Source organism: Pleurocapsa sp. FMAR1, assembly GCF_963665995.1.
GTDB lineage: Bacteria > Cyanobacteriota > Cyanobacteriia > Cyanobacteriales > Xenococcaceae > Waterburya.
On the sequence record NZ_OY762512.1, the window covers coordinates 3,575,978 to 3,594,598 of the forward strand.

The 18,621-nt window shown below is 39.1% G+C and carries 19 protein-coding genes, 1 tRNA gene and 1 pseudogene; 13 read left to right on the forward strand and 8 right to left on the reverse strand.

Annotated features, from left to right (window positions below; all coding sequences use genetic code 11):
- Window positions 1-87: 87 nt before the first annotated feature.
- On the reverse strand, window positions 88-609 hold the full coding sequence (locus SLP02_RS17395) for a hypothetical protein (RefSeq protein WP_319422004.1): 522 nt from the start codon (window positions 607-609) through the stop codon (window positions 88-90).
- A gap of 339 nt (window positions 610-948) precedes the next feature.
- Between SLP02_RS17395 and SLP02_RS17400 the strand changes: the two genes are divergently transcribed.
- The 3 genes from SLP02_RS17400 to SLP02_RS17410 all read left to right on the forward strand — a co-directional run bounded on the left by SLP02_RS17400 (window position 949) and on the right by SLP02_RS17410 (window position 3,506).
- The gene (locus SLP02_RS17400) at window positions 949-1,938 is read left to right on the forward strand and encodes a sodium-dependent bicarbonate transport family permease (RefSeq protein WP_319422005.1); all 990 of its coding nucleotides are present in this window, start codon (window positions 949-951) and stop codon (window positions 1,936-1,938) included.
- A gap of 185 nt (window positions 1,939-2,123) precedes the next feature.
- Window positions 2,124-2,414 (forward strand): P-II family nitrogen regulator, encoded by a 291-nt coding sequence (locus tag SLP02_RS17405; RefSeq protein ID WP_319422006.1) that lies wholly within the window; start codon window positions 2,124-2,126, stop codon window positions 2,412-2,414.
- 123 nt (window positions 2,415-2,537) lie between these two features.
- A complete protein-coding gene (locus tag SLP02_RS17410) occupies window positions 2,538-3,506 on the forward strand; it encodes a ribonuclease Z (protein ID WP_319422007.1) in 969 nt (322 codons plus the stop codon).
- A gap of 133 nt (window positions 3,507-3,639) precedes the next feature.
- Here the strand turns inward: SLP02_RS17410 and SLP02_RS17415 are convergent, their stop codons facing one another.
- Complete coding sequence (locus tag SLP02_RS17415; RefSeq protein ID WP_319422008.1) at window positions 3,640-4,383, reverse strand: WecB/TagA/CpsF family glycosyltransferase; 744 nt, start codon at window positions 4,381-4,383, stop codon at window positions 3,640-3,642.
- Window positions 4,384-4,495: 112 nt separating this feature from the next.
- Window positions 4,496-4,822 carry a YbjQ family protein gene (locus SLP02_RS17420; RefSeq protein WP_319422009.1) on the reverse strand — a complete coding sequence of 109 codons (327 nt, stop codon included), beginning with the start codon at window positions 4,820-4,822 and terminating at the stop codon, window positions 4,496-4,498.
- A 127-nt stretch (window positions 4,823-4,949) separates the two neighbouring features.
- Between SLP02_RS17420 and SLP02_RS17425 the strand changes: the two genes are divergently transcribed.
- The 5 genes from SLP02_RS17425 to SLP02_RS17445 all read left to right on the forward strand — a co-directional run bounded on the left by SLP02_RS17425 (window position 4,950) and on the right by SLP02_RS17445 (window position 11,705).
- Window positions 4,950-5,993 (forward strand): hypothetical protein, encoded by a 1,044-nt coding sequence (locus SLP02_RS17425; protein WP_319422010.1) that lies wholly within the window; start codon window positions 4,950-4,952, stop codon window positions 5,991-5,993.
- A gap of 88 nt (window positions 5,994-6,081) precedes the next feature.
- Window positions 6,082-8,541, forward strand: a complete 2,460-nt coding sequence (locus tag SLP02_RS17430) for an HD family phosphohydrolase (RefSeq protein WP_319422011.1) — start codon at window positions 6,082-6,084, stop codon at window positions 8,539-8,541.
- 132 nt (window positions 8,542-8,673) lie between these two features.
- Window positions 8,674-10,044, forward strand: a complete 1,371-nt coding sequence (locus tag SLP02_RS17435; RefSeq protein WP_319422012.1) for a GTP-binding protein — start codon at window positions 8,674-8,676, stop codon at window positions 10,042-10,044.
- A gap of 247 nt (window positions 10,045-10,291) precedes the next feature.
- Complete coding sequence (gene thrB, locus SLP02_RS17440; RefSeq protein WP_319422013.1) at window positions 10,292-11,212, forward strand: homoserine kinase; 921 nt, start codon at window positions 10,292-10,294, stop codon at window positions 11,210-11,212.
- Window positions 11,199-11,705 (forward strand): GNAT family N-acetyltransferase, encoded by a 507-nt coding sequence (locus SLP02_RS17445; RefSeq protein ID WP_319422014.1) that lies wholly within the window; start codon window positions 11,199-11,201, stop codon window positions 11,703-11,705. Before thrB ends, SLP02_RS17445 begins: the two co-directional genes overlap by 14 nt.
- 271 nt (window positions 11,706-11,976) lie before the next feature.
- Here SLP02_RS17445 and psaC read toward each other — a convergent pair whose 3' ends face one another.
- Window positions 11,977-12,222, reverse strand: a complete 246-nt coding sequence (psaC, locus tag SLP02_RS17450) for a photosystem I iron-sulfur center protein PsaC (protein ID WP_006515950.1) — start codon at window positions 12,220-12,222, stop codon at window positions 11,977-11,979.
- Window positions 12,223-12,460: 238 nt separating this feature from the next.
- Between psaC and SLP02_RS17455 the strand changes: the two genes are divergently transcribed.
- The gene (locus tag SLP02_RS17455; RefSeq protein WP_319422015.1) at window positions 12,461-12,925 is read left to right on the forward strand and encodes a J domain-containing protein; all 465 of its coding nucleotides are present in this window, start codon (window positions 12,461-12,463) and stop codon (window positions 12,923-12,925) included.
- A gap of 181 nt (window positions 12,926-13,106) precedes the next feature.
- Window positions 13,107-13,191 (forward strand) — tRNA-Ser (locus SLP02_RS17460).
- Between the two features lie 13 nt (window positions 13,192-13,204).
- On the opposite strand, the gene SLP02_RS17465 is transcribed toward SLP02_RS17460, so the two are convergent.
- Together SLP02_RS17465 and psbH are read right to left on the reverse strand one after the other, a co-directional pair.
- Complete coding sequence (locus tag SLP02_RS17465; protein WP_319422016.1) at window positions 13,205-13,480, reverse strand: TatA/E family twin arginine-targeting protein translocase; 276 nt, start codon at window positions 13,478-13,480, stop codon at window positions 13,205-13,207.
- 120 nt (window positions 13,481-13,600) lie between these two features.
- Window positions 13,601-13,804 (reverse strand): photosystem II reaction center phosphoprotein PsbH, encoded by a 204-nt coding sequence (gene psbH / locus SLP02_RS17470; protein ID WP_319422017.1) that lies wholly within the window; start codon window positions 13,802-13,804, stop codon window positions 13,601-13,603.
- Window positions 13,805-13,887: 83 nt separating this feature from the next.
- Between psbH and psbN the strand changes: the two genes are divergently transcribed.
- The 3 genes from psbN to SLP02_RS17485 all read left to right on the forward strand — a co-directional run bounded on the left by psbN (window position 13,888) and on the right by SLP02_RS17485 (window position 17,897).
- On the forward strand, window positions 13,888-14,019 hold the full coding sequence (psbN, locus tag SLP02_RS17475; protein WP_319422018.1) for a photosystem II reaction center protein PsbN: 132 nt from the start codon (window positions 13,888-13,890) through the stop codon (window positions 14,017-14,019).
- 291 nt (window positions 14,020-14,310) lie between these two features.
- Window positions 14,311-15,024, forward strand: a complete 714-nt coding sequence (locus SLP02_RS17480; protein ID WP_319422019.1) for a hypothetical protein — start codon at window positions 14,311-14,313, stop codon at window positions 15,022-15,024.
- Entirely contained in the window at window positions 15,021-17,897 is a 2,877-nt protein-coding gene (locus SLP02_RS17485; RefSeq protein WP_319422020.1) for a hypothetical protein, read from the forward strand. Before SLP02_RS17480 ends, SLP02_RS17485 begins: the two co-directional genes overlap by 4 nt.
- Before the next feature lie 40 nt (window positions 17,898-17,937).
- Here SLP02_RS17485 and SLP02_RS17490 read toward each other — a convergent pair whose 3' ends face one another.
- Together SLP02_RS17490 and SLP02_RS17495 are read right to left on the reverse strand one after the other, a co-directional pair.
- Window positions 17,938-18,168, reverse strand: coding sequence for a type II toxin-antitoxin system HicB family antitoxin (locus tag SLP02_RS17490; protein WP_319422021.1), 231 nt, complete (start codon window positions 18,166-18,168; stop codon window positions 17,938-17,940).
- Window positions 18,158-18,417 (reverse strand): annotated as a pseudogene (locus SLP02_RS17495) (type II toxin-antitoxin system HicA family toxin). The gene SLP02_RS17490 and the pseudogene SLP02_RS17495 overlap by 11 nt, the downstream one beginning before the upstream one ends.
- Window positions 18,418-18,621: the final 204 nt, after the last annotated feature.

The following is an 18,621-nucleotide window of genomic DNA, read 5'->3' on the forward strand; positions in this document are numbered from 1 at the left end:
TAATTGTTATTTAACATAGGTTGGGTTAGCGGTCCAACTCTAATCCCAACCTGCACTAACATTTAATTTTTGTCTAACAAACAGTCTCTAAAACTTAGTCATCGTTTCTGCGCTTAGTTTCACCCAATGAGTAATATCGTCTTTAGTAATTTTTTCTTTGTGATTTTCTTCTATTTGAAATTCATGTCGAAATTCTTGATTTTCTCTTGAGTGTGTAATTAATTGCGATGGAAATAAGTTTTGGATGAAAAAATTGACCGTATTAGGCTTGATCAAACCTTGTTGAACAGCGGTATCTCCAAAACGAAGCGAAAGTTTATTTTGTTCAACTAAAATGACTTTGATTTCTTCTTCACTCAATAATCCTGCCTTTTGAAAATAAAAGCCGATGGGATGTTCTATTCGTCTATTAACTAGCTTAAACCACTCCTGCACAAAGAAATCGGCAGTATCTTGTTTAATCCAACCTCTTAAAGCCAATATTTCCCCTAAGCGCATATCTTCATAGTATGTTTGATCTCGAAGAGCAACTTCCAATTGTGGAGTAGTAATTAAACCTGCTTCCTGTAAGATTTCTCCTATGGGCTTAAACGTAATAAATTTAGACATAGCAAGTATCAGAAAAATTAAACAAATATGTAAATTGGTATTTGATTTGCCGATTGCCATCTCGCCAGCACGCTCTTAGCTAGAAAAAATTATTTTGTTTAAAATAATTTGTCTCAATAAACCTATTAGCTTCAATTGATATTATCAGCTATTTATTTAAATACACAGCATGATGCTGCATATGATCCTTTATAAACGTACTAATCGTAAAATAGCTGTGATCGTATCCCGTTTGCCAGCGTAAATTTAAATATTGTAGTTTCTTAACTTTTGCCGATCCTTTATTAGCTAACTGTAAGACAGTAAACTTATTTGGTTAAACGATAGTTGCTAACTAATATGGATTCAAGTCTAATTCTTGACAATATTTTAAATCCGCCAGTTTTATTTTTCTTTATTGGCATGACGGCGGTTTTTCTCAAATCAGATCTAGAAATTCCTCAGCCTTTACCTAAATTATTTTCTCTTTACCTTTTATTTGCAATTGGCTTTAAAGGAAAACACGAAATTCATGAAAGCGGAATCAACAGCGAAATTGCCATAACTCTTATCGCAGCAATTCTTGCAGCTATCATTGTGCCGATTTATTCCTTTTTTATTCTCCAGATAAAATTAGATGCTTATAACGCAGCAGCGATCGCCGCCACCTATGGTTCAATTAGTGCTGTAACTTTTGTTACCGCTAGTTCATTTTTAGAACAACAATCAATTACCTATGGCGGTCACATGATAGCAGCCTTGGCACTTATGGAATCTCCGGCAATTATCGTCGGGCTAATTTTAGTTAGGCTGTTTACTCAAACTAAAGAAAGAGCCATACAAGAAGGGGAAGAAGAGTTTTCCTGGACTGAAGTTTTACGAGAAGCCTTCTTAAATGGTTCAGTTGTTTTGCTGTTGGGTAGTTTACTAGTAGGAATGGTTACTAGTGCAAAAGGCTGGGAAAGATTAGAGGTCTTCACAGGGGACATATTTTATGGAATGCTGACTTTTTTCTGGTTAGATATGGGGCTAGTGGCAGCAAGAAGAATCGATGATCTTAGGAAAAGTGGTTCTTTTGTAATCGGTTTTTCCATTCTCATGCCTGTGTTTAATGCTTTAATCGGCATTTTGATCGCTAGGCTAATCGGGATGTCTGTGGGCAACGCTCTTTTGTTCGCAGTACTATCTGCCAGTGCTTCCTATATAGCTGTACCAGCAGCCATGCGTATGACCGTCCCAGAAGCCAATCCTAGTCTATATATATCAATGGCTTTGGCATTAACTTTTCCCTTCAATATTATTATTGGCATTCCTGTTTATTTAGCAATTATTGAGCGTTTTTGGACATAGAAAAATAACGGTAGCATTTTTAAATTTAAGCGATGTACCAATGATTGAATTAAATCACCTGATATCAAGGTTAACCACAAGAATATAATAAATAAAGCAAAATCGAATACTAATTTATATAGTTTATTAATCAAAAATTTTAGGACTTCGCTAAAGTGCATCCAGTTAGTCGATTTGAAATAATTGTGGCTTCTAAAGAAGTAGAAAAAATAACCAAGGTGCTAGACGCAGTGAAAGTTTCAAGCTACAGCATTATTAGAGACGTGATTGGTAAAAGTCATTTAGGCACTGTATCCGACGATGTTAATTTAGGCAGCAGTAAATTAAGCAACGTATTTATCATCTGCTATTGCTCTTCAGACAAAGTTGAACCTATTGTCACTAAAGTCAAACCTATCCTCAATAAATATGGTGGGGTTTGTTATCTATTTGAGGCGATGGAAATTAGTTCTATCCATTATGTAGCTTCTAATTAACACTAAAGGTTAGTATTTAGCATTTATTTTTCAATGTTTAATGTTTAATAATTGGTTATTGTTAAGATGATCGTTAATGATCTAATTCTCAATTGTGATCGGAAAAACCAAAGATAAAACCCTGTGGAAATAACTTTTTTAGGTACAAGTTCTGGAGTACCAACGCGATCGCGCAACGTCTCAAGCGTAGCCCTACGTCTGCCACAACGGTCAGAGGTGTGGCTGTTTGACTGTGGTGAAGGCACACAGCATCAGCTTCAGCGCAGTGAGATCAAAAGCTCACAAATTCGACGCATTTTTGTAACACATATGCACGGCGATCATACCTTTGGCTTAATGGGTTTGATTGCTAGCTGTGGTCTAGCTGGTACTGGTCAACCGATTGATATTTATGGACCAAAAGGGTTAAAAGAATATCTTCAGGCTGCTGCCAAGTATTCCTATATGAACTTTGGCTCTCGTCTTAAGATTCATACCGTTAAGACAGGCTTACTGTACGAAGACGATGAATTTAGCGTTAGCTGTAGATTATTAAAACATCGCATACCTGCCCACGGCTATCGAATTGTCGAGAAAGATCGCTCTGGGACATTTAATCTTGAAAAAGCAAAATCTTTGGGAATTCCCCCTGGACCAATTTATGGCAAGCTCAAACAGGGAGAAGTTGTGACTTTAGATGATGGTCGTAAAATTAACGGCAAAGATCTTTGCGGACAGCCAGAAACAGGACGCAAGGTAGTTTACTGTACGGATACAGTATTTTGTGATGCAGCAGTAAAACTAGCTCAAGATGCCGATGTTTTGATTCATGAGGCGACATTTGCCCACCAGGATGCAGATATGGCATTTGAAAAGATGCACTCTACAACGACGATGGCAGCACAGGTAGCTTTGTTGGCTGGAGTCAAGCAATTGATTATGACTCACTTTAGCCCTCGTTATGCCCCTGGAAATCCGATTCAGCTAAATGATCTAAAACAAGAAGCCAGAGCTATTTTTCCGCAGACAAAGCTAGCTTATGACTTTTATTCTTACGAGGTGCCAAGACGCAGAGAAGCGAAACTAAAAGAGACAGTAGCGGGTGAGAGGTAAGTAGCTGGACAAAATTAAATTCAACGTTGATGGTTAAAGTCAGAGGTCAGTAATAATTGACTGTGGTTACTTCTGTCCATGTATTTAAGAGGTAATTGCTTATTGTTTCTCCGTTATTGAACTGCTTTGGCACTTAAAACAATGAACGCCAGAAAAACTTGGGTAGAAGTAGCATTCGTCGCCAACGCCAAGGCTCTTTGTAAAGTCGATAAGACCATTCTAAATTATTATTTTTCAACCACTCTGGCGCACGGGATTTGTTTCCAGCCCAAATATCAAGGCTACCACCAACTCCTATCCAAATAGATTGGGGACACAAATGACGATTATCTCTAATCCAAAATTCTTGTCGTGGTACGCCAATGGCAACAAAGATGACTTTAGGCTGTTGAGCTTTAAGAGTTTGCTTCCATTTCTCTGCTTCTTGCCCAGAAATATATCCATGCTGCGTCATAATTGACAGCTTTGGCAGCTTCTGTTGCCAAGCTATAGCAGCTTGCTCGGCAGTTCCAGGCGCACCACCAAAAAAGCAAATAGCTGGAGGCTCATCAGACTGTCCAATTTCTTTAATTACAGATTCTGCTAGCTCGATACCAGGACAACGCTGATATTTAATGCCTCGCAGACGCATATAGACAATAATACCTGCTCCATCGGGAATCACTAACTCTGCTGCTTTGATCGTTTGACCTAAAACACGATCTTCTTTAGCCATCATGCTCATTTCAGCGTTTAAAGTCACAACATGAGTGCTAATTCCCTGAGATAGCCTAGCTAATAGCCAATTTGTATAGTTATCAATTAAATGAATATGCAGATTAAAGACGGGAAAAGTTGTTGGTGAATATAAGTCACTGTTACTATCTGTAGGCAACATAATTGTTTACTCAGCCTGCAAAGAAAAAATCATCAAAAAACTTTAGCTATAACCCTCAAAGCAAATAAATATTTTAACAACAGCTAAGGCAATGTCCTAACTGTTGCTTAACCTACCCCAGTTTTACTGCTGTTCCTGTAGCGGTAATTAAAAGCAAAACTCCTTTATCGTCAACGCTAATTGTACCTGTATCGATTTCAATACCGATTACCGCATCGGCATTTAATTTTTGGGCGCGCTGCTTTAGTTCCTCAATTGCTTTTTGTTGACCTTTTTCAAAGACTCTTTCGTAACTTCCTGTACGTCCGCCAATAGTGTCTCTAATGCCTGCAAAAAAGTCTCGCAAAACATTAGTACCATAAACAACTTCGGCGGTGACAATGCCAAGATATGTGGCGATGGGTTGATTTTGTAGGGTATCAGTAGTAGAAACTAACATTTAGACGAAGATAATAATAGTTAGACTTTGAGTATATTACTAAACTCTCTTAATTACTAATATATAGCTAGGCGATTAGCGACCCCAAGGCTAGGATCGCTTGAGAAAGCAAATTGATTAAATAACTATGAACCTTACTATTGATAGATTTCAAGGAACTTATCTTGGTGGCATAATCGGCGCGGCGATCGCTTCTCCGACAAAAGGCAGCGATCGGGCTAAAATAATTAATTATCAGGGGCAACATTGGCTTACGGCTAGGAATGCTTTAGCAGAAACCATAATTGAAGTCCCTAGATTGGAGATCGATGATTTAATCACTTTATTAGATCGCTTACTGGGAAATGATAATCTGGATTGTTTTGGGCAAGCTTTTATCAAAGACAATCAGAACAATAGCTTGAGGAAAAAATCTCTGCCTGAAGATATTATCCCCAAAAATAAAAAATCAACATTATTAAAATGCCACAATAATATTCTGGTACTGTTACCTTTAATTATATTTTTAAGCGATAATCAAGACCTATTTAAAAAAGTAATTACTCAATGTAATTTAAAATCAGTTATTGATCGAGAAACTCAGGAAGACATATTAATATGGAGCCACTTGTTAAATTTAAATAGCAAGTTGGAACTACAAAACAAAAATCTCAGTCAAATAATAAAACTGGTCTTAACTGATGTACAGTTAAAAACAACTAATTTAATTGAAAAGTTAGAGCTAGTAATTTGGGTGTGGGAGAACGGTTTAAGCTTGCACGAATTAACAGAGAAATTGTTTACTTTGGGTAATCCCAGCCAAATAGCAATTGCCTTATCTTGTTATTGCTTTGCTAGTACACCGCAAGATTTTAAATTTTGTGTCAAACGCGCTGCAAGTCTTAATCAGAACATAGCTTGGTTGACAACTTCGCTTACAGGTACTTTATCTGGAGCATATAATGGTGTGACAGATATACCTTGGAATTGGAGAGCGATCGCTGATAAAAATCAAACTTATCAACAAGCACAGCATACAGCAATGAATTTATACAAGACTTGGCTAGGAATATATTCACCCGAAACTAGTCAAGCTTTATATAATCATGAACTTGATGCCGTTGCCTCGATCAATATAATTCAACCTCGTAAATCTTTAAAAATTATTTCTCAAAAATCATATTTAAATTAAATTTTTGAAGCTGCTTTTGCCAAAGTTCCTGTATGAATTGACCGTAATGCAGCTAGGCATTTGCAAGAGCTTATATAAATCTTCACCTATGATGAAAAGCTGGCAATCACTAATTCAAAAGTTTGCGGGATGGCGATACAAGTATCTACATCATAGTGACTTTTGGGAGAAAAGTAACTCCAAAAGACAAAAACTTAAATCATCTCATAATTATAGTTTTAGTCATCAGCGCAAAAATAGAACAATAAAATCAAGAGATTTATTGGTCATGTTGGTTTTGAGCATCATAGCTTTAACTAGTGTCGTTGGTTATCGCTTTTATAATCAGCCACAACTGACCGTGGGCAAAATCTCACCTTTGACGATTAAAGCTCCCTTTTCGGCAAAGTTTGAAGACACAAAAACTACCTTAGAAAAACGCAAAGAAGTTCAAACAGGTATCATTCCTATCCTTAAGCAGAATCAGGAATCAACCGCAGAAATTAAAAGTAAGCTAGGGGGATATTTAGTTAGTATCGATGAGCTAAGAAAGTTAACCGAACCCTTTCCCTTCTTTAACTCTGAAGCCTTATCCTTAGCAAGCCAAAAATACATCCGTTTTTGCGATGATGCAGAGTTTAAGGCAGCCTTAGCCTCGGTTGCTCAAAATCGCCAAAAAGCAACAAACGGTGAAACCAACTTATCTCTAGAAAAAAGACCAGACTTTAACGTTGGGCTACAAAAAATTGCCTCAGAGCTACAGGCATATCGAGAGAAAACATCAGAAACAGAATTTAATACGTTAATAGCTCAAATAACCTTAACTCGCTATCGATATTCTCAGGCTTGGAAAAAGCTAGAGCAGAAAAATAACATTCAATTAGACGACAAAGATCTAGTAGTACTGCTTGATTTGACTGAGAAGGACTGGCAAGCGACAAAAAATACAGTTTCTCTAGCCGTCAATCGTATATTGGCTCAGGGAATATCTTCGGGAATGCCCTCTAATTTATTAGAGCAGACAGTCGTAGAGCAAATTAATCCAGATATACCCCAGGCAACAGAAAATATAGCCAGTAATCTGCTGCTAGAAATTCTTAAACCTAATCTAGAAGAAGATAAAGATGCTACTAGAAATATTGCCGAAAAAGCAGCGATGGCAATTAATTCGGTAGTAGTAGAGGTAGAGCAAGGTGATGTCATTGTCAAACAAGGAGCAAGAATCACTCAAGCAGATTTTGTTTTGCTAGATGGTTTCAAACTAAGCCAAAGAAGCATTAACTGGTCAGGACTGAGATTATCGGCAATTTTTGTCAGCTTTATGGTTGGTTTATTTTTGCTTATCCAAAGAAAAATTTTCACCTCCATTCGTCATCGAGATTATTTATTACTCTGTTTATTAGGTTTGAGCGCACCATTATTAAGCGTGTTTAACTTACCCTATACCAGTTTGCCAGCTATAGGTCTTTTAGTTAGTAGCTTTTATGCTCCTAGTTTGGCTGTGTGGGAGGTAATTCTGGTAACAGGATTGGTTATGTTTAGTAATCAAAACTTAGGCTCTCCCTACCTACTAGCAGGATGTTGTGGGGGACTAGTTGCCGCTATCTTTGCGGGAAGATTGCGATCGCGCGAAGGTATAGCTAGATTAGGTATTATGGTGGGTCTGACTCAAGCAGCAGTTTATTTAATTGTCAATTTAATCTTGAGTGCCAGTCCGTCTTCAATCTGGTCAGCAATTTTACCCGATGCCTCAATTTGTGGTCTGTTTGGAGTTGCCTGGAGCGTAGTGGCAATTGGCATATCACCTTATCTAGAGAGATTTTTTGACCTTGTTACCCCCATTCGTTTAGCAGAGCTATCTAATCCCAATCTGCCGTTGCTAAAACGTTTGGTAACCGAAGCTCCAGGAACATTTCAGCATACAATGTTTGTGGCTTCTCTAGCCGAGGCTGCTGCTAGAGAACTTAACTGCAATGTAGAGCTAATTAGAGCAGGAACTCTTTATCACGATATAGGTAAGATGCACGATCCTCTGGGCTTTATTGAAAATCAGATGGGCGATCCTAACAAGCACGACGAGATTAATGATCCCTGGGTAAGTGCCAAAATAATTAAAAAGCACGTCAGCGAAGGAATAGCAATGGCTCGCAAATACGGTTTGCCCAAAGCAATTCGCGATTTTATTCCCGAACACCAGGGAACTTTACTGATCGCCTATTTTTACTATCAGGCAAAACAAAAGGCAGAGGCCGAAGGAACAACCGTATTAGAGTCAGATTTTCGTTATGCAGGCCCAATTCCTCAGTCAAGAGAAGCAGGGATTATGATGTTAGCCGATGGCAGTGAGGCTGCATTGCGATCGCTAAAAGACGTAACTCATAAACAGGCTTTATCTACAGTGCAGAAAATCTTTAAATCTCGCTGGCAAGACGGTCAACTGCTTGATAGTGGACTAAGTTATGATGAATTGCCAAGAATTGCCGAGGTTTTTATTCGCGTTTGGCAGCAGTTTAATCATAAGCGCATTGTCTATCCTCAAGGAGCTTTGGATTTTAAATCTCAGAAATAGATTATTTAATAGCTCTAAGCTCTAGGCTATAAGCTATAAGCTTGGATTTAAAAGCTCTAGGCTAAAGGCTAAAAGCTTCAAACAGTTATATTATGAGCAAGGATAATATTACATTCAGCGCAACATATTACCGTGGGCAAAAAAACTTCGAGACAAGAAAACCATTTCAATCAGGCTCGTGCTAGTCTACAGCAGGCGATTTCTTGGTATTCTGGTTTTCGTCGTCATGGTAATTCTCCTCCAAATGAACGTCTACAGGCTTCTGTCAGAAAAGATTTACAGTCTTTACAAAACGCCCTGGACAAATTAGATCGCAATGCAGTTCGCATCAGTACCTTTGGTTTAGTTAGCTGTGGAAAATCTTCTTTGATTAATGCCTTATTAGAAGAAGAGGTAGTTGCTACAGGACCTTTGCATGGTGTAACCCAATCATTGACTGTTTTACATTGGAATCCATTACCAAATAAAGGAGTCAACGTCGAGTTGATTGATACTCCTGGTTTGGACGAAGTGGCAGGAGAAGCACGGGCAGCTATGGCGCGAGAAATCGCCCAAAAGTCTGACTTGATTTTGTTTGTAGTGGCAGGGGATATAACCCGCACCGAGTATCAGGCTTTGTGTGAGTTAAGAAGTACTCAAAAACCCCTAATTTTGGTTTTTAATAAAGTCGATCTCTATCCAGATCGCGATCGCCAAAAAATTTACCAGCAATTACAGCAGCTAAATGCAGCACACAGCCTCGGCAGTTTAGCAGATATTATTGCCCCTCATGAAATTGTCATGGTGGCTGCCAAACCTCAAGCAATCAAAATTAGAGTGGAATCTGCTGACGGCAATATTGAAACTAGTTGGGAAACCCCCGAACCTGAGATTGTAGAATTACAAATAGCTTTGCAGCAGATCTTACGACAGGAAGGAAAATCTTTACTCTCGTTAAATGCTTTGGTGCAGGCGAGGGATGCAGAGGTTAATATTGCCCACAAAACTATTGAACTACGCCAAGAAGAAGCAGAAAAAATAATTGCCAAATATGCCCGCTATAAGGCGATCGCCGTAGCGATTAACCCAATTATCTTTGTTGACTTGATTGGCGGTTTTATTGCTGATTTGGCTCTGGTTCGTTCTCTATCAAAGCTGTACGGACTACCCATTACTACCTACGAAGCAGGAAACCTGTTAAAACGTATTTTAGCTAGTTCTGGCGGTTTACTATTTGGTGAAATTGGCAGTAGTTTAATTCTGGGAGTAGGTAAAAGTGGCGCGGTTTTGACCAGTGGCTTCGAGAGTTCGGGAGCGATCGCGGCTTATCTAGGTACAGCTAGTTTCCAAGGTGCGATCGCTGGTTATGGAACTTATGTGGTAGGCAGAGTCGCTCAAGTATACTTAGAACAAGGCTGTACCTGGGGAGAAATGGGAGCTTCTACCCTAATTAAAGAAATTTTATCTCAGGTAGAACCAAATACAATTATTTATCGTCTACGCCAAGAATTGCTGCAACAATAAACATTGCTAATTTTTTGGTATGAATTTGTTAATAAGATGGTTTTTAGCTTTTAGCTTCTTGGCGCAGTCGCTCTAAGAAGGAAACCTTCACCGCAAGCGTGGAATAGCGGTTCAGTCTGTTGCGGGGGTTCCCCCCGTTGAAGAACTGAACCAAGACAGCCCTTTAACTCAAGGCATTTCCGCTTGCAAAGACCGCGCTGCAACGCTTTTAGCTCTCAAATACCTTTAATACTCTAATCAGCAATCAATGAATCAAGTTACCGTCAGTGTTCCTGCTACCACCGCTAATTTAGGAGTTGGTTTTGACTGTATTGGCGCGGCTTTAAGCATGGCTAATGAGTTTACCTTTACTAAGGTTAATACGAACAGTAAGCTCAAAATAAATGTCACAGGCGATGAAGCTTATAAGGTAAGTAGGAAGGAAAATAATTTAATCTATCAAGCTTTTTTAAGGCTTTATCAACAAATCGGTAAAACGCCTCCCAACCTAGAGCTAGATATTAAGCTAGAAGTGCCTTTATCAAGAGGTTTGGGTAGTTCGGCAACGGCAATTGTCGGCGGTTTATTAGGAGCAAATGCTTTAGCAGGAAACCCTTTAGAACGAGCTAAAATCATCGAGATGGCGATCGCAATTGAAGGTCATCCTGATAATGTTGTTCCCGCTTTGTTGGGTAACTGTCAATTATCTGTAGGCTCACAAAGCAATTGGCAAATATGCTCTATTCCTTGGCATCAGGATATTATTCCTGTAGTAGCTATTCCTAATTTTGAACTGTCTACGAAAGAGGCTCGTTCTGTACTGCCAAATAGATACACTCGTAGCGATGCAATTTTTAATATCTCGCGCATGGGTTTACTATTAAGAGCTTTAGAAACCCATAATCAGTCATGGCTGAAAACGGCTTTAGCAGACAAAATACATCAACCCTATCGGCAGCAACTAATTACTGGTTATTTTGAGGTGCAGCAGGCTGCTATTGCTGCTGGTGCTTATGGTATGGTAATTAGCGGTGCAGGACCGACTTTATTAGCGTTAACCAATGCCGATCGAGTAGATCGGGTAGTTAAATCAATGGCTGAAGCCTGGAAACAAATTGACGTTGAGGCTCAAGTGCGATCGCTTTCTTTAGATACAATAGGGGCAAAGGTTCAGTATGCAGATTCTTGAAACTCCTCGACTGAGCCTGAGATACTTAACTATTCGTGATACCAAGGCTTTGATACCAATTTTAGGCGATCCTCAAGTAATGGAATTTTCGCTGATTGGAGTTCACGATCGCCAGCAAATTCGGCAATTTATCGAACAGAGGTTGCTGTCTTACCTAGAGCATGGTTTTGGGCTATATGCTTTAATTCACAAGCAAAACCAAAATTTAATTGGCTACTGTGGCTTTTTTGTACAGAAAGTCGATGAGCAAAAAGAAGTTGAAATTGGCTATCGTTTAGCTAGTCAATATTGGGGACAGGGGTTAGCCACCGAAGCAGCCACAGCAGTTTTAGAATATGGTCGATCCAGATTCAAGTTTAAACGCTTTGTCTGTCTGATTGAACCAGCTAACATTCGCTCTATTCGCGTCGCTCAAAAACTAGGTATGGAATTAGAAAAAAAGATTATTTATCACGGCATCGATGTAGAAATGTACAGTATTACTTGTGAATAACATCTCTCTACTAAGAAACAAGATCGGTCACAATAGGTTGAGACGAACTGGAGGATAAGATCGATCTGTGATTTTTGATCCATCGAACTTGACCGTTAGGCATGGTTTTTGGTCGTACGAACCCTATATTGCCTACAATAAGCAGCATCAAAAATAATGCCGCCGATTTCTAAAACTACGCTGGAAATAGCACAATTATAGAAGCCAAACGACAAGATTTCTAGTCTAGATAAATATCGGTAAATACCGCCATTTATAATTAGATTTTGTTTTAGTAAGCCAGACCCATACTGCGAGTAGTTTCTGCGCCCAAATAGACGCGAATACTCAAGAAATCTGTAGGGCAAGCTGTTTCACAACGCTTACAACCTACGCAATCTTCTGTACGGGGAGATGAGGCAATTTGACCAGCTTTACAGCCATCCCAAGGTACCATCTCCAATACGTCAGTTGGACAAGCTCTTACACACTGGGTACACCCAATGCAGGTATCATAAATTTTGACGCTATGGGACATTAGAATATAAGCTCCAAATGCGAATGTTCACTAAATCGTATTCTGAATAGAATCAAGGGTTAGTTTACCCTATGCTCCTATTCTCACTTGGCGAAAGACTCGATAACTTTAAATTCTGTAACAACAAGCTTGAAATATCGATTAATTCGTTAAGCAAGCTTAACATTTCTTAAGCTAACATCTTGATTTGCTGACCAAAATTAGGTAAATAATTAAGAAAGAATCAGTTTTTGTTAGTATGGTCAATCCTAATTCTCAGCACAGCCAGCCAAAATCAGCAATACCGTCTCAAACTAAGCTGATTAAAACTTACTACGATCTCATGAATTTACATCCTTCTGCTTCTACCATTGTCATTCGTCGTACCTATCGCCAACTAAGCAAAGAATATCACCCCGACACTACCAAACTGCCCGCTAATATTGCCACCGCCAAATTTCAAAAGCTTAATGAGGCTTACGCAACCTTGAGTAGCCCTGAAAAGCGATCGCTTTACGACCTCAAAATAGGCTATTCTCGCTTTAATGTGATTCAAGCACCCAGTTGGTCTGAACCCGATCAAGAAAAATGGTCTAGGACTGCCTATCTCGATCCTACCGATCGCCCCTTGTCTTCGGGAGAAATATTTGTTTTAGTTCTGTTGGGATTAACTTTTATTGGCTGTATAGTTTTAGTAATGGCGATCGCCTATTTTCGTAGGTGATAGATACGACCGCGCGAATATACTGCTTTGCGAGACAGCGCGGTGGGCGGTTTCACCGACAGAAAGGACTTGTCCGCATCTAAGCGACTGTCGAGGGTGTAAACCGCTGTATCTGCCCACTAAGTTTATATATCTCTATCCACTAGAAGGGGTTCTTTGCTATTATAAATTAGCTACCCTGGGAGAGGTGGCAGAGTGGTCGAACGCGCTCGACTTGAAATCGAGTAAAACGAAAGTTTTCGTGGGTTCAAATCCCACCCTCTCCGTAATTCAAAAAGGCTATGATTCGCTAGTTGAGGTAGATGCTTCCTCTACTGGTTCAGATTGATTCAAATCTTTACTAGCTTCCAATTTCGCATTCATGCTAATAGATTTCTCAATATTTTCAGCTTCTTTCTTAAATTCATTTTCAAATTCTTTAGAAGCATCTTGAAAACTACGAAGAGTTTTGGCAACGCTGCGACCAATTTCGGGTAGTTTTTTAGGTCCAAATACTAATAGAGCAACTATTGTAATCAAAGCCATTTCTGGTAAACCAACGCCAAAAATGTTCATTATCTCAGACTTCCTAATAAGTTTAATAGATTAAATAAGTAGTTTGACCTTCAAAATAGATTGAGGATCAAACTATAGTATTAGCTAGTTCAATAGTTAATAAATCTGTGGCTAAATTGTCTATCGACTTAGAGTTCTCCAGTCAACATCAATTCCTTCTAGAATTAAAGAAGAATTATAAAGTTGCAGAATAATTAACAAGAAAACAAGAAATAAAGCCATAAAGACTCCCATCAAGATGGTTGTTCCCCAACCAGGAGCAACTTTACCATATTCAGAATTTAAAGGTTTGAGAATATTTCCCAAACGAGTTTGCTGTGACATAGTTCACTAATTATGTAAAATCAGGTTTTTCGTAATCTTCTGTAATATTATAAAGGAAGAGTAATCATAATTTATATATACTTATGGAACCTGCAATAGTTCTTAGCATCAGTATAGGGACTGTATTAGTCGCTATTACTGGATTTTCAATTTATATGGCTTTTGGTCCACCGTCTATTGATCTAGGCGATCCTTTTGAAGATCATGAGGATTAGCGACCGATGATCGATGACCAATAATCGATGATATTGACTACCTTGGGGTTTTCATCGTCGGGGCAATGCTCCTTTACTAGTTCGTCTGTTACTGTGTTGCGATCGCCATATACTTGCTAAAAAGTACGACGCATTTGGCTTTGACGACGGATATTATCAACCTTTTTACTTAATCTCTCAAGGGGAGTAGTAGCGAAAACAGCTATTACTCCTTTTTTATGTTTTTACAAAGGTTATCCTGAAATTTTCTCAAACAAATATTTATAATTGGTCAATTAAAGACTAAGGATAATGTCGCTCATCGCCATGACAGCAGATACAGCTATAAGTAAGTTTTGGACTTTAATTTCTGGGGTAATGCTCTTAAATAAGGAAACTTTTGAACTAATTAATAGTTTACCTTTAGGCTTGATTGCCAGTATTTTAGTAGTTTTGTTAGCTGGACTGTCTCAAACTTCTGGTCAAAGCGTGATGCTGTTTATTAATCGAGTGCGTCCACTGCGGTTTTTGCTCTCAATAGCGATCGCAGCAGTTTTATTTGTCTTTAACTACAATTTTTGGGTTTTAAGCACTTGGTTAGTTGCGGGCTGGTTATTTGGGGCTAATTTGTCTCTAGTAGAAATTGTCAAAACTTTAGGGTTTAGCTACGCGCCTTTATTGTTAGGTTTTTTAATAATTATTCCCTATTTTGGGATGCCAATTTTTATTGTGCTGTCAATTTGGACATTAATGGCGATCGCCATTGGTTTAGGCGCAATTTCTGATTTAGGTATATGGCAGGCTTTTGAATGCTGTCTTGGAGGCTGGTTGGTACTGCAACTTTCTCAGCGCGTTTTTGGTAAGGCGATCGCTCGTATTACGAGTAGAATAGTTGATTGGGTTGCAGGAGTTAAGCTTATTACCGAAGCCGATTATTTAGAGCAAATGCTTTACAGTGGATTACCTATTCCTCCCGATCCGACCAATATTCCTAATTTACTTGGGGAGAAATCAGAAGAATCGTGAGTAAACAATTTTTAACCAGAAGTGCGTTAGTTGTATTAGCATTAGCCATAGTTATTTTCTTGTCTCCTGCAAATGCTTGGTGGGTGCAGTGGTATGTTTTTCTGCACGCTGAGTTATTAAATTTGCTTTTGGACGGGGGCAGAATTATTGGTATTGCCCTAGTGTTGGCAGGTTTAATGGCACCCTTTGAAGCTTTGGGTTGGTGGGCTGGATGGTACGGTGGCGATCGCGATACGCTTACTTTACCTACTAAAAGTACTCAATTCCCAATTATAAAAGTAGCTTCTACAAGAATACAGTATGTAGTTTATCTTGATGGCATTGGCAAAAGCTCGTTCAAATATTCCTTTCGGGTAAAAAAATTTTTGCAACAGCTAGAGGAATCTTTACCAGAAGAAAATTATGTTCTGATCAAAAACATTATTCCCTATTCAGTAATCAATCTCCCCTTAACTATTGGTAGACCTTTAGGTTCAGTTTGGCAATGGATCGAACGCACCACTACGTTTGGAGTACTAAGAGTGCTAATCTTGTTACGCAATATGTTTCAAGTGGCGGTATCCGTAGATAGTCGCTATGGTCCGATATACAATCGCGGTACAGCACAAATAATTATCGATCGCCTGTTGGCAAGAGGTTATCAACCAGGTAGCGGGGCTTTAATTACTCTTATTGGCTATAGTGGTGGCGGACAAATATCTTTGGGCGCAGTCCCTTATATCAAAAAGGTCTTAGCTGCGCCGATTGACGTGATTTCTTTAGCGGGGGTAATTAGTGGTAACAATGAAGTGGCACAGGTAGAACATCTCTATCATTTAGTGGGCGAAAAAGATCGAGTAGCCCGCTTTACTTCTTATCTGTTTCCTCGAAGATGGTCAATCTTTACTTGGTCGAATTGGAATCTGGCTAAAAGTCGCGGTGAAATTAGCTTTATCTCTTTAGGGAAAGTGGGGCATGATTCTACCAAGGGTCCATTGAGCGAAACAGCTATATTTGCCGATGGTAGCAATCATTTAGCCAAAACCCTAGAAATTATTTTACGTATTTTAACTCGTACTGATGGTCAAGAACCCTATCCTGCTGCCGTTGCCGATTATAAATCATTTGCCTCAAAGGTGGTTAGTGACTATGCCAACTACGTTAAAGCAGATTTTAATCAGCCTGATTATTATCCTCTTAAGCAATCTTATTCTCAAGAATATTTGCCCGTGGGTGAATGGCTAGGACGTTTAATTTTACCAGATGTTAGCGAACGATCTCGTGTTGGTGGAGTGTACTTAGAAGTACACCACGCACCAGAATCCGATCGCGATTTAATCGGCAAAAAGATATACTTGCGTTGGAGCGATCGCCCTGACATTCAGGCTTATGTTAATCAGGTCAAAATTAGAATTGGCTTTTCTGAACAGGCTTATAAAAGTATCAATCAGGGTATAGTTCTGCCTATACGCTTAAACCACTGGCGACAGGTACAAACTTTAGAATCTTTGGCTGGTGCAAGACCAAATGATGATGTGATGGTTGCGTTGAGTTCGGTCGAAGTAGTTAGAGACTCTGACATTAGCTTATATGTTACTCGTGAACCGATTCTAATTACGGGGAAGTATTATGCTTTAGTAACTATTACTAAGTTATTTCCTAATAATTACGCTGTCGTCCGTCATTACAATTCTGCATCTAAGCAGTTTGATGGAAAAGAAGACACTGTTTATTTCCCCCAGGTAGTAAAGGATCGCCAGGGAGTTTTACCCGCTACCGCTAACCAGATTACCGAATCTCCTTTAAATAAGACAGGATGGTATATCTATGGCGCAAAAAACCACCAGGGAATATTTACCGTCCAGGCGATCGCACCCCGTAGCTTGTTTCAACTACAGCCAGCTAAAGTTATTTCTGGACTGCACAAAACCACTGACTATATCCACAATCAATATTGGCAAGGAGTAAAAGAAAAAAAAGGTCAGATCGATTCAATTCTTTTAAATCCTCGCAACTTACCAGACACAGAATTAATTAACTCTTTTTCTGAAGGCGATCGCCTGTTAGTCTTACATACCTACGGCGGTATTGGCGGTAACAAGCGAGAATTTGCCCCATTGGGCATCTTTTTTGGACATTTTGCCTTTGGTTTAGCCAGAGTAATCCGTGAACCTCTTACCCAAGAACTTCGTTTCAAAATCGGCTATGCACAGGTTTATACCCAGAACACAACGGGGATTATTGCAGGGAGTTTAGACTGGACAAACTTTGTAGGCGATCGCCAGTTTGGTTGGTTAGGCAGTCGTCCCATCACCGATATTATAGTTAAGCTAGATGTTCTAGAAGAATACAATTTTGATGGCCTGCGTCGCTTTCCCCTCAACGCCTTAGCATATCAACTAGATCGTATGATGGCGCGTTATCGTACTGGAGACGGTACGGGGGCAACCTTTGTCGGACCTGCTAACTCCTGTGTCCAAGATTCCTGTCAGGCTTTTTATCAGGCGATTAATATGACCCTAACTGAAATTGATAACAATGCCCAAATCAAAGACTGGATTGCAGCTAACCCCAACCATTCCCAAACTCAAAGACTAAAGCGTTTAGTCGTCCTCAATAAAGCTATCGAAGCCAAACTAGTTTCTTGGCAAACCCGCGCTGATTGGGTCGATCCGTATCAATCATTAATTGGTACTCGCCTAGAAGATCGTCCCGTAACTACCGTAGTTAATGCTTTAACAAGCTGGCGATCGCTTTTACCCCGTTTAGCAAACGATGTTTTAGCCGAAATCTTCTTAAAACATGGTGCAAGTTTGTGGCTACTGCAAACCTATCAAATAGGCGGTTGGGATGAAGATATCGAACCCATTGCGCCAACAAAATTATGGATCTAAAGCGATTACGTCATACATTAAATCACCAACGCCTAGTTAATTAAGCATAAAGTAAACGACCTTTGGGAATAGGAATATTGCGACCTAATTCTTGTGCTGTTTCGATCCATTCTTGAATTACAATCTCTGCATTTGTCACTGCTTCAATATAAGTCTGACCAACATGCGGACAAGTCCTTTGTGCCATACATCCTGGTAATTCTGGAACTTCTACAATAAATGCTTCATCGGATTCACTCCAATAAATGATTAATTCGTATTTAATTAACATCACTATCTCCTAAACGATATTTAATAATGAGATTTCTAATTTGCTTAATCTGATAGCTTTTAGCCTTGCTATTTTTGGGCTGGATGTTTATTATTTCTTCTATATTATTCTCAGTGAAAATATAATGATCGCCTTTAATTCTTTCGGCAAATCCCAACTTTTTAATAGCTGGCACAATTCAGTAAATTTAATATTGTTATCAGATGTTCCTGAAAGAATTCTTTGTAGCAATTTTTCATATTTTCCCATAATCCAATTAGATCGACGATTGCCCTAATGAATAATGATTTCTAATAACTTAGGATGATACCTGTTATTGTAGATTATCTCAAAATAAAAAGCGATCGCTTTTACCCCGTTTAGCAAACGATATATTGGCTGAAATTTTCTTAAAACATGGCGCAAGTTTATGGCTACTGCAAACCTATCAAGTAGGTGGTTGGGATGAAGAGA

Bases quoted from the DNA above. Each gene is read 5' to 3' on its own strand.
- SLP02_RS17395 (WP_319422004.1), bottom strand. From the start codon at position 609: ATGTCTAAATTTATTACGTTTAAGCCCATAGGAGAAATCTTACAGGAA.
- SLP02_RS17420 (WP_319422009.1), bottom strand. From the start codon at position 4,822: ATGTTAGTTTCTACTACTGATACCCTACAAAATCAACCCATCGCCACA.
- SLP02_RS17415 (WP_319422008.1), bottom strand. From the start codon at position 4,383: ATGTTGCCTACAGATAGTAACAGTGACTTATATTCACCAACAACTTTT.
- psbH (WP_319422017.1), bottom strand. From the start codon at position 13,804: ATGTCACAGCAAACTCGTTTGGGAAATATTCTCAAACCTTTAAATTCT.
- SLP02_RS17480 (WP_319422019.1), top strand. From the start codon at position 14,311: ATGTCGCTCATCGCCATGACAGCAGATACAGCTATAAGTAAGTTTTGG.
- SLP02_RS17430 (WP_319422011.1), top strand. From the start codon at position 6,082: ATGATGAAAAGCTGGCAATCACTAATTCAAAAGTTTGCGGGATGGCGA.
- SLP02_RS17445 (WP_319422014.1), top strand. From the start codon at position 11,199: ATGCAGATTCTTGAAACTCCTCGACTGAGCCTGAGATACTTAACTATT.
- SLP02_RS17400 (WP_319422005.1), top strand. From the start codon at position 949: ATGGATTCAAGTCTAATTCTTGACAATATTTTAAATCCGCCAGTTTTA.
- psaC (WP_006515950.1), bottom strand. From the start codon at position 12,222: ATGTCCCATAGCGTCAAAATTTATGATACCTGCATTGGGTGTACCCAG.
- SLP02_RS17425 (WP_319422010.1), top strand. From the start codon at position 4,950: ATGAACCTTACTATTGATAGATTTCAAGGAACTTATCTTGGTGGCATA.
- SLP02_RS17465 (WP_319422016.1), bottom strand. From the start codon at position 13,480: ATGAACATTTTTGGCGTTGGTTTACCAGAAATGGCTTTGATTACAATA.
- psbN (WP_319422018.1), top strand. From the start codon at position 13,888: ATGGAACCTGCAATAGTTCTTAGCATCAGTATAGGGACTGTATTAGTC.
- thrB (WP_319422013.1), top strand. From the start codon at position 10,292: ATGAATCAAGTTACCGTCAGTGTTCCTGCTACCACCGCTAATTTAGGA.
- SLP02_RS17455 (WP_319422015.1), top strand. From the start codon at position 12,461: ATGGTCAATCCTAATTCTCAGCACAGCCAGCCAAAATCAGCAATACCG.
- SLP02_RS17490 (WP_319422021.1), bottom strand. From the start codon at position 18,168: ATGTTAATTAAATACGAATTAATCATTTATTGGAGTGAATCCGATGAA.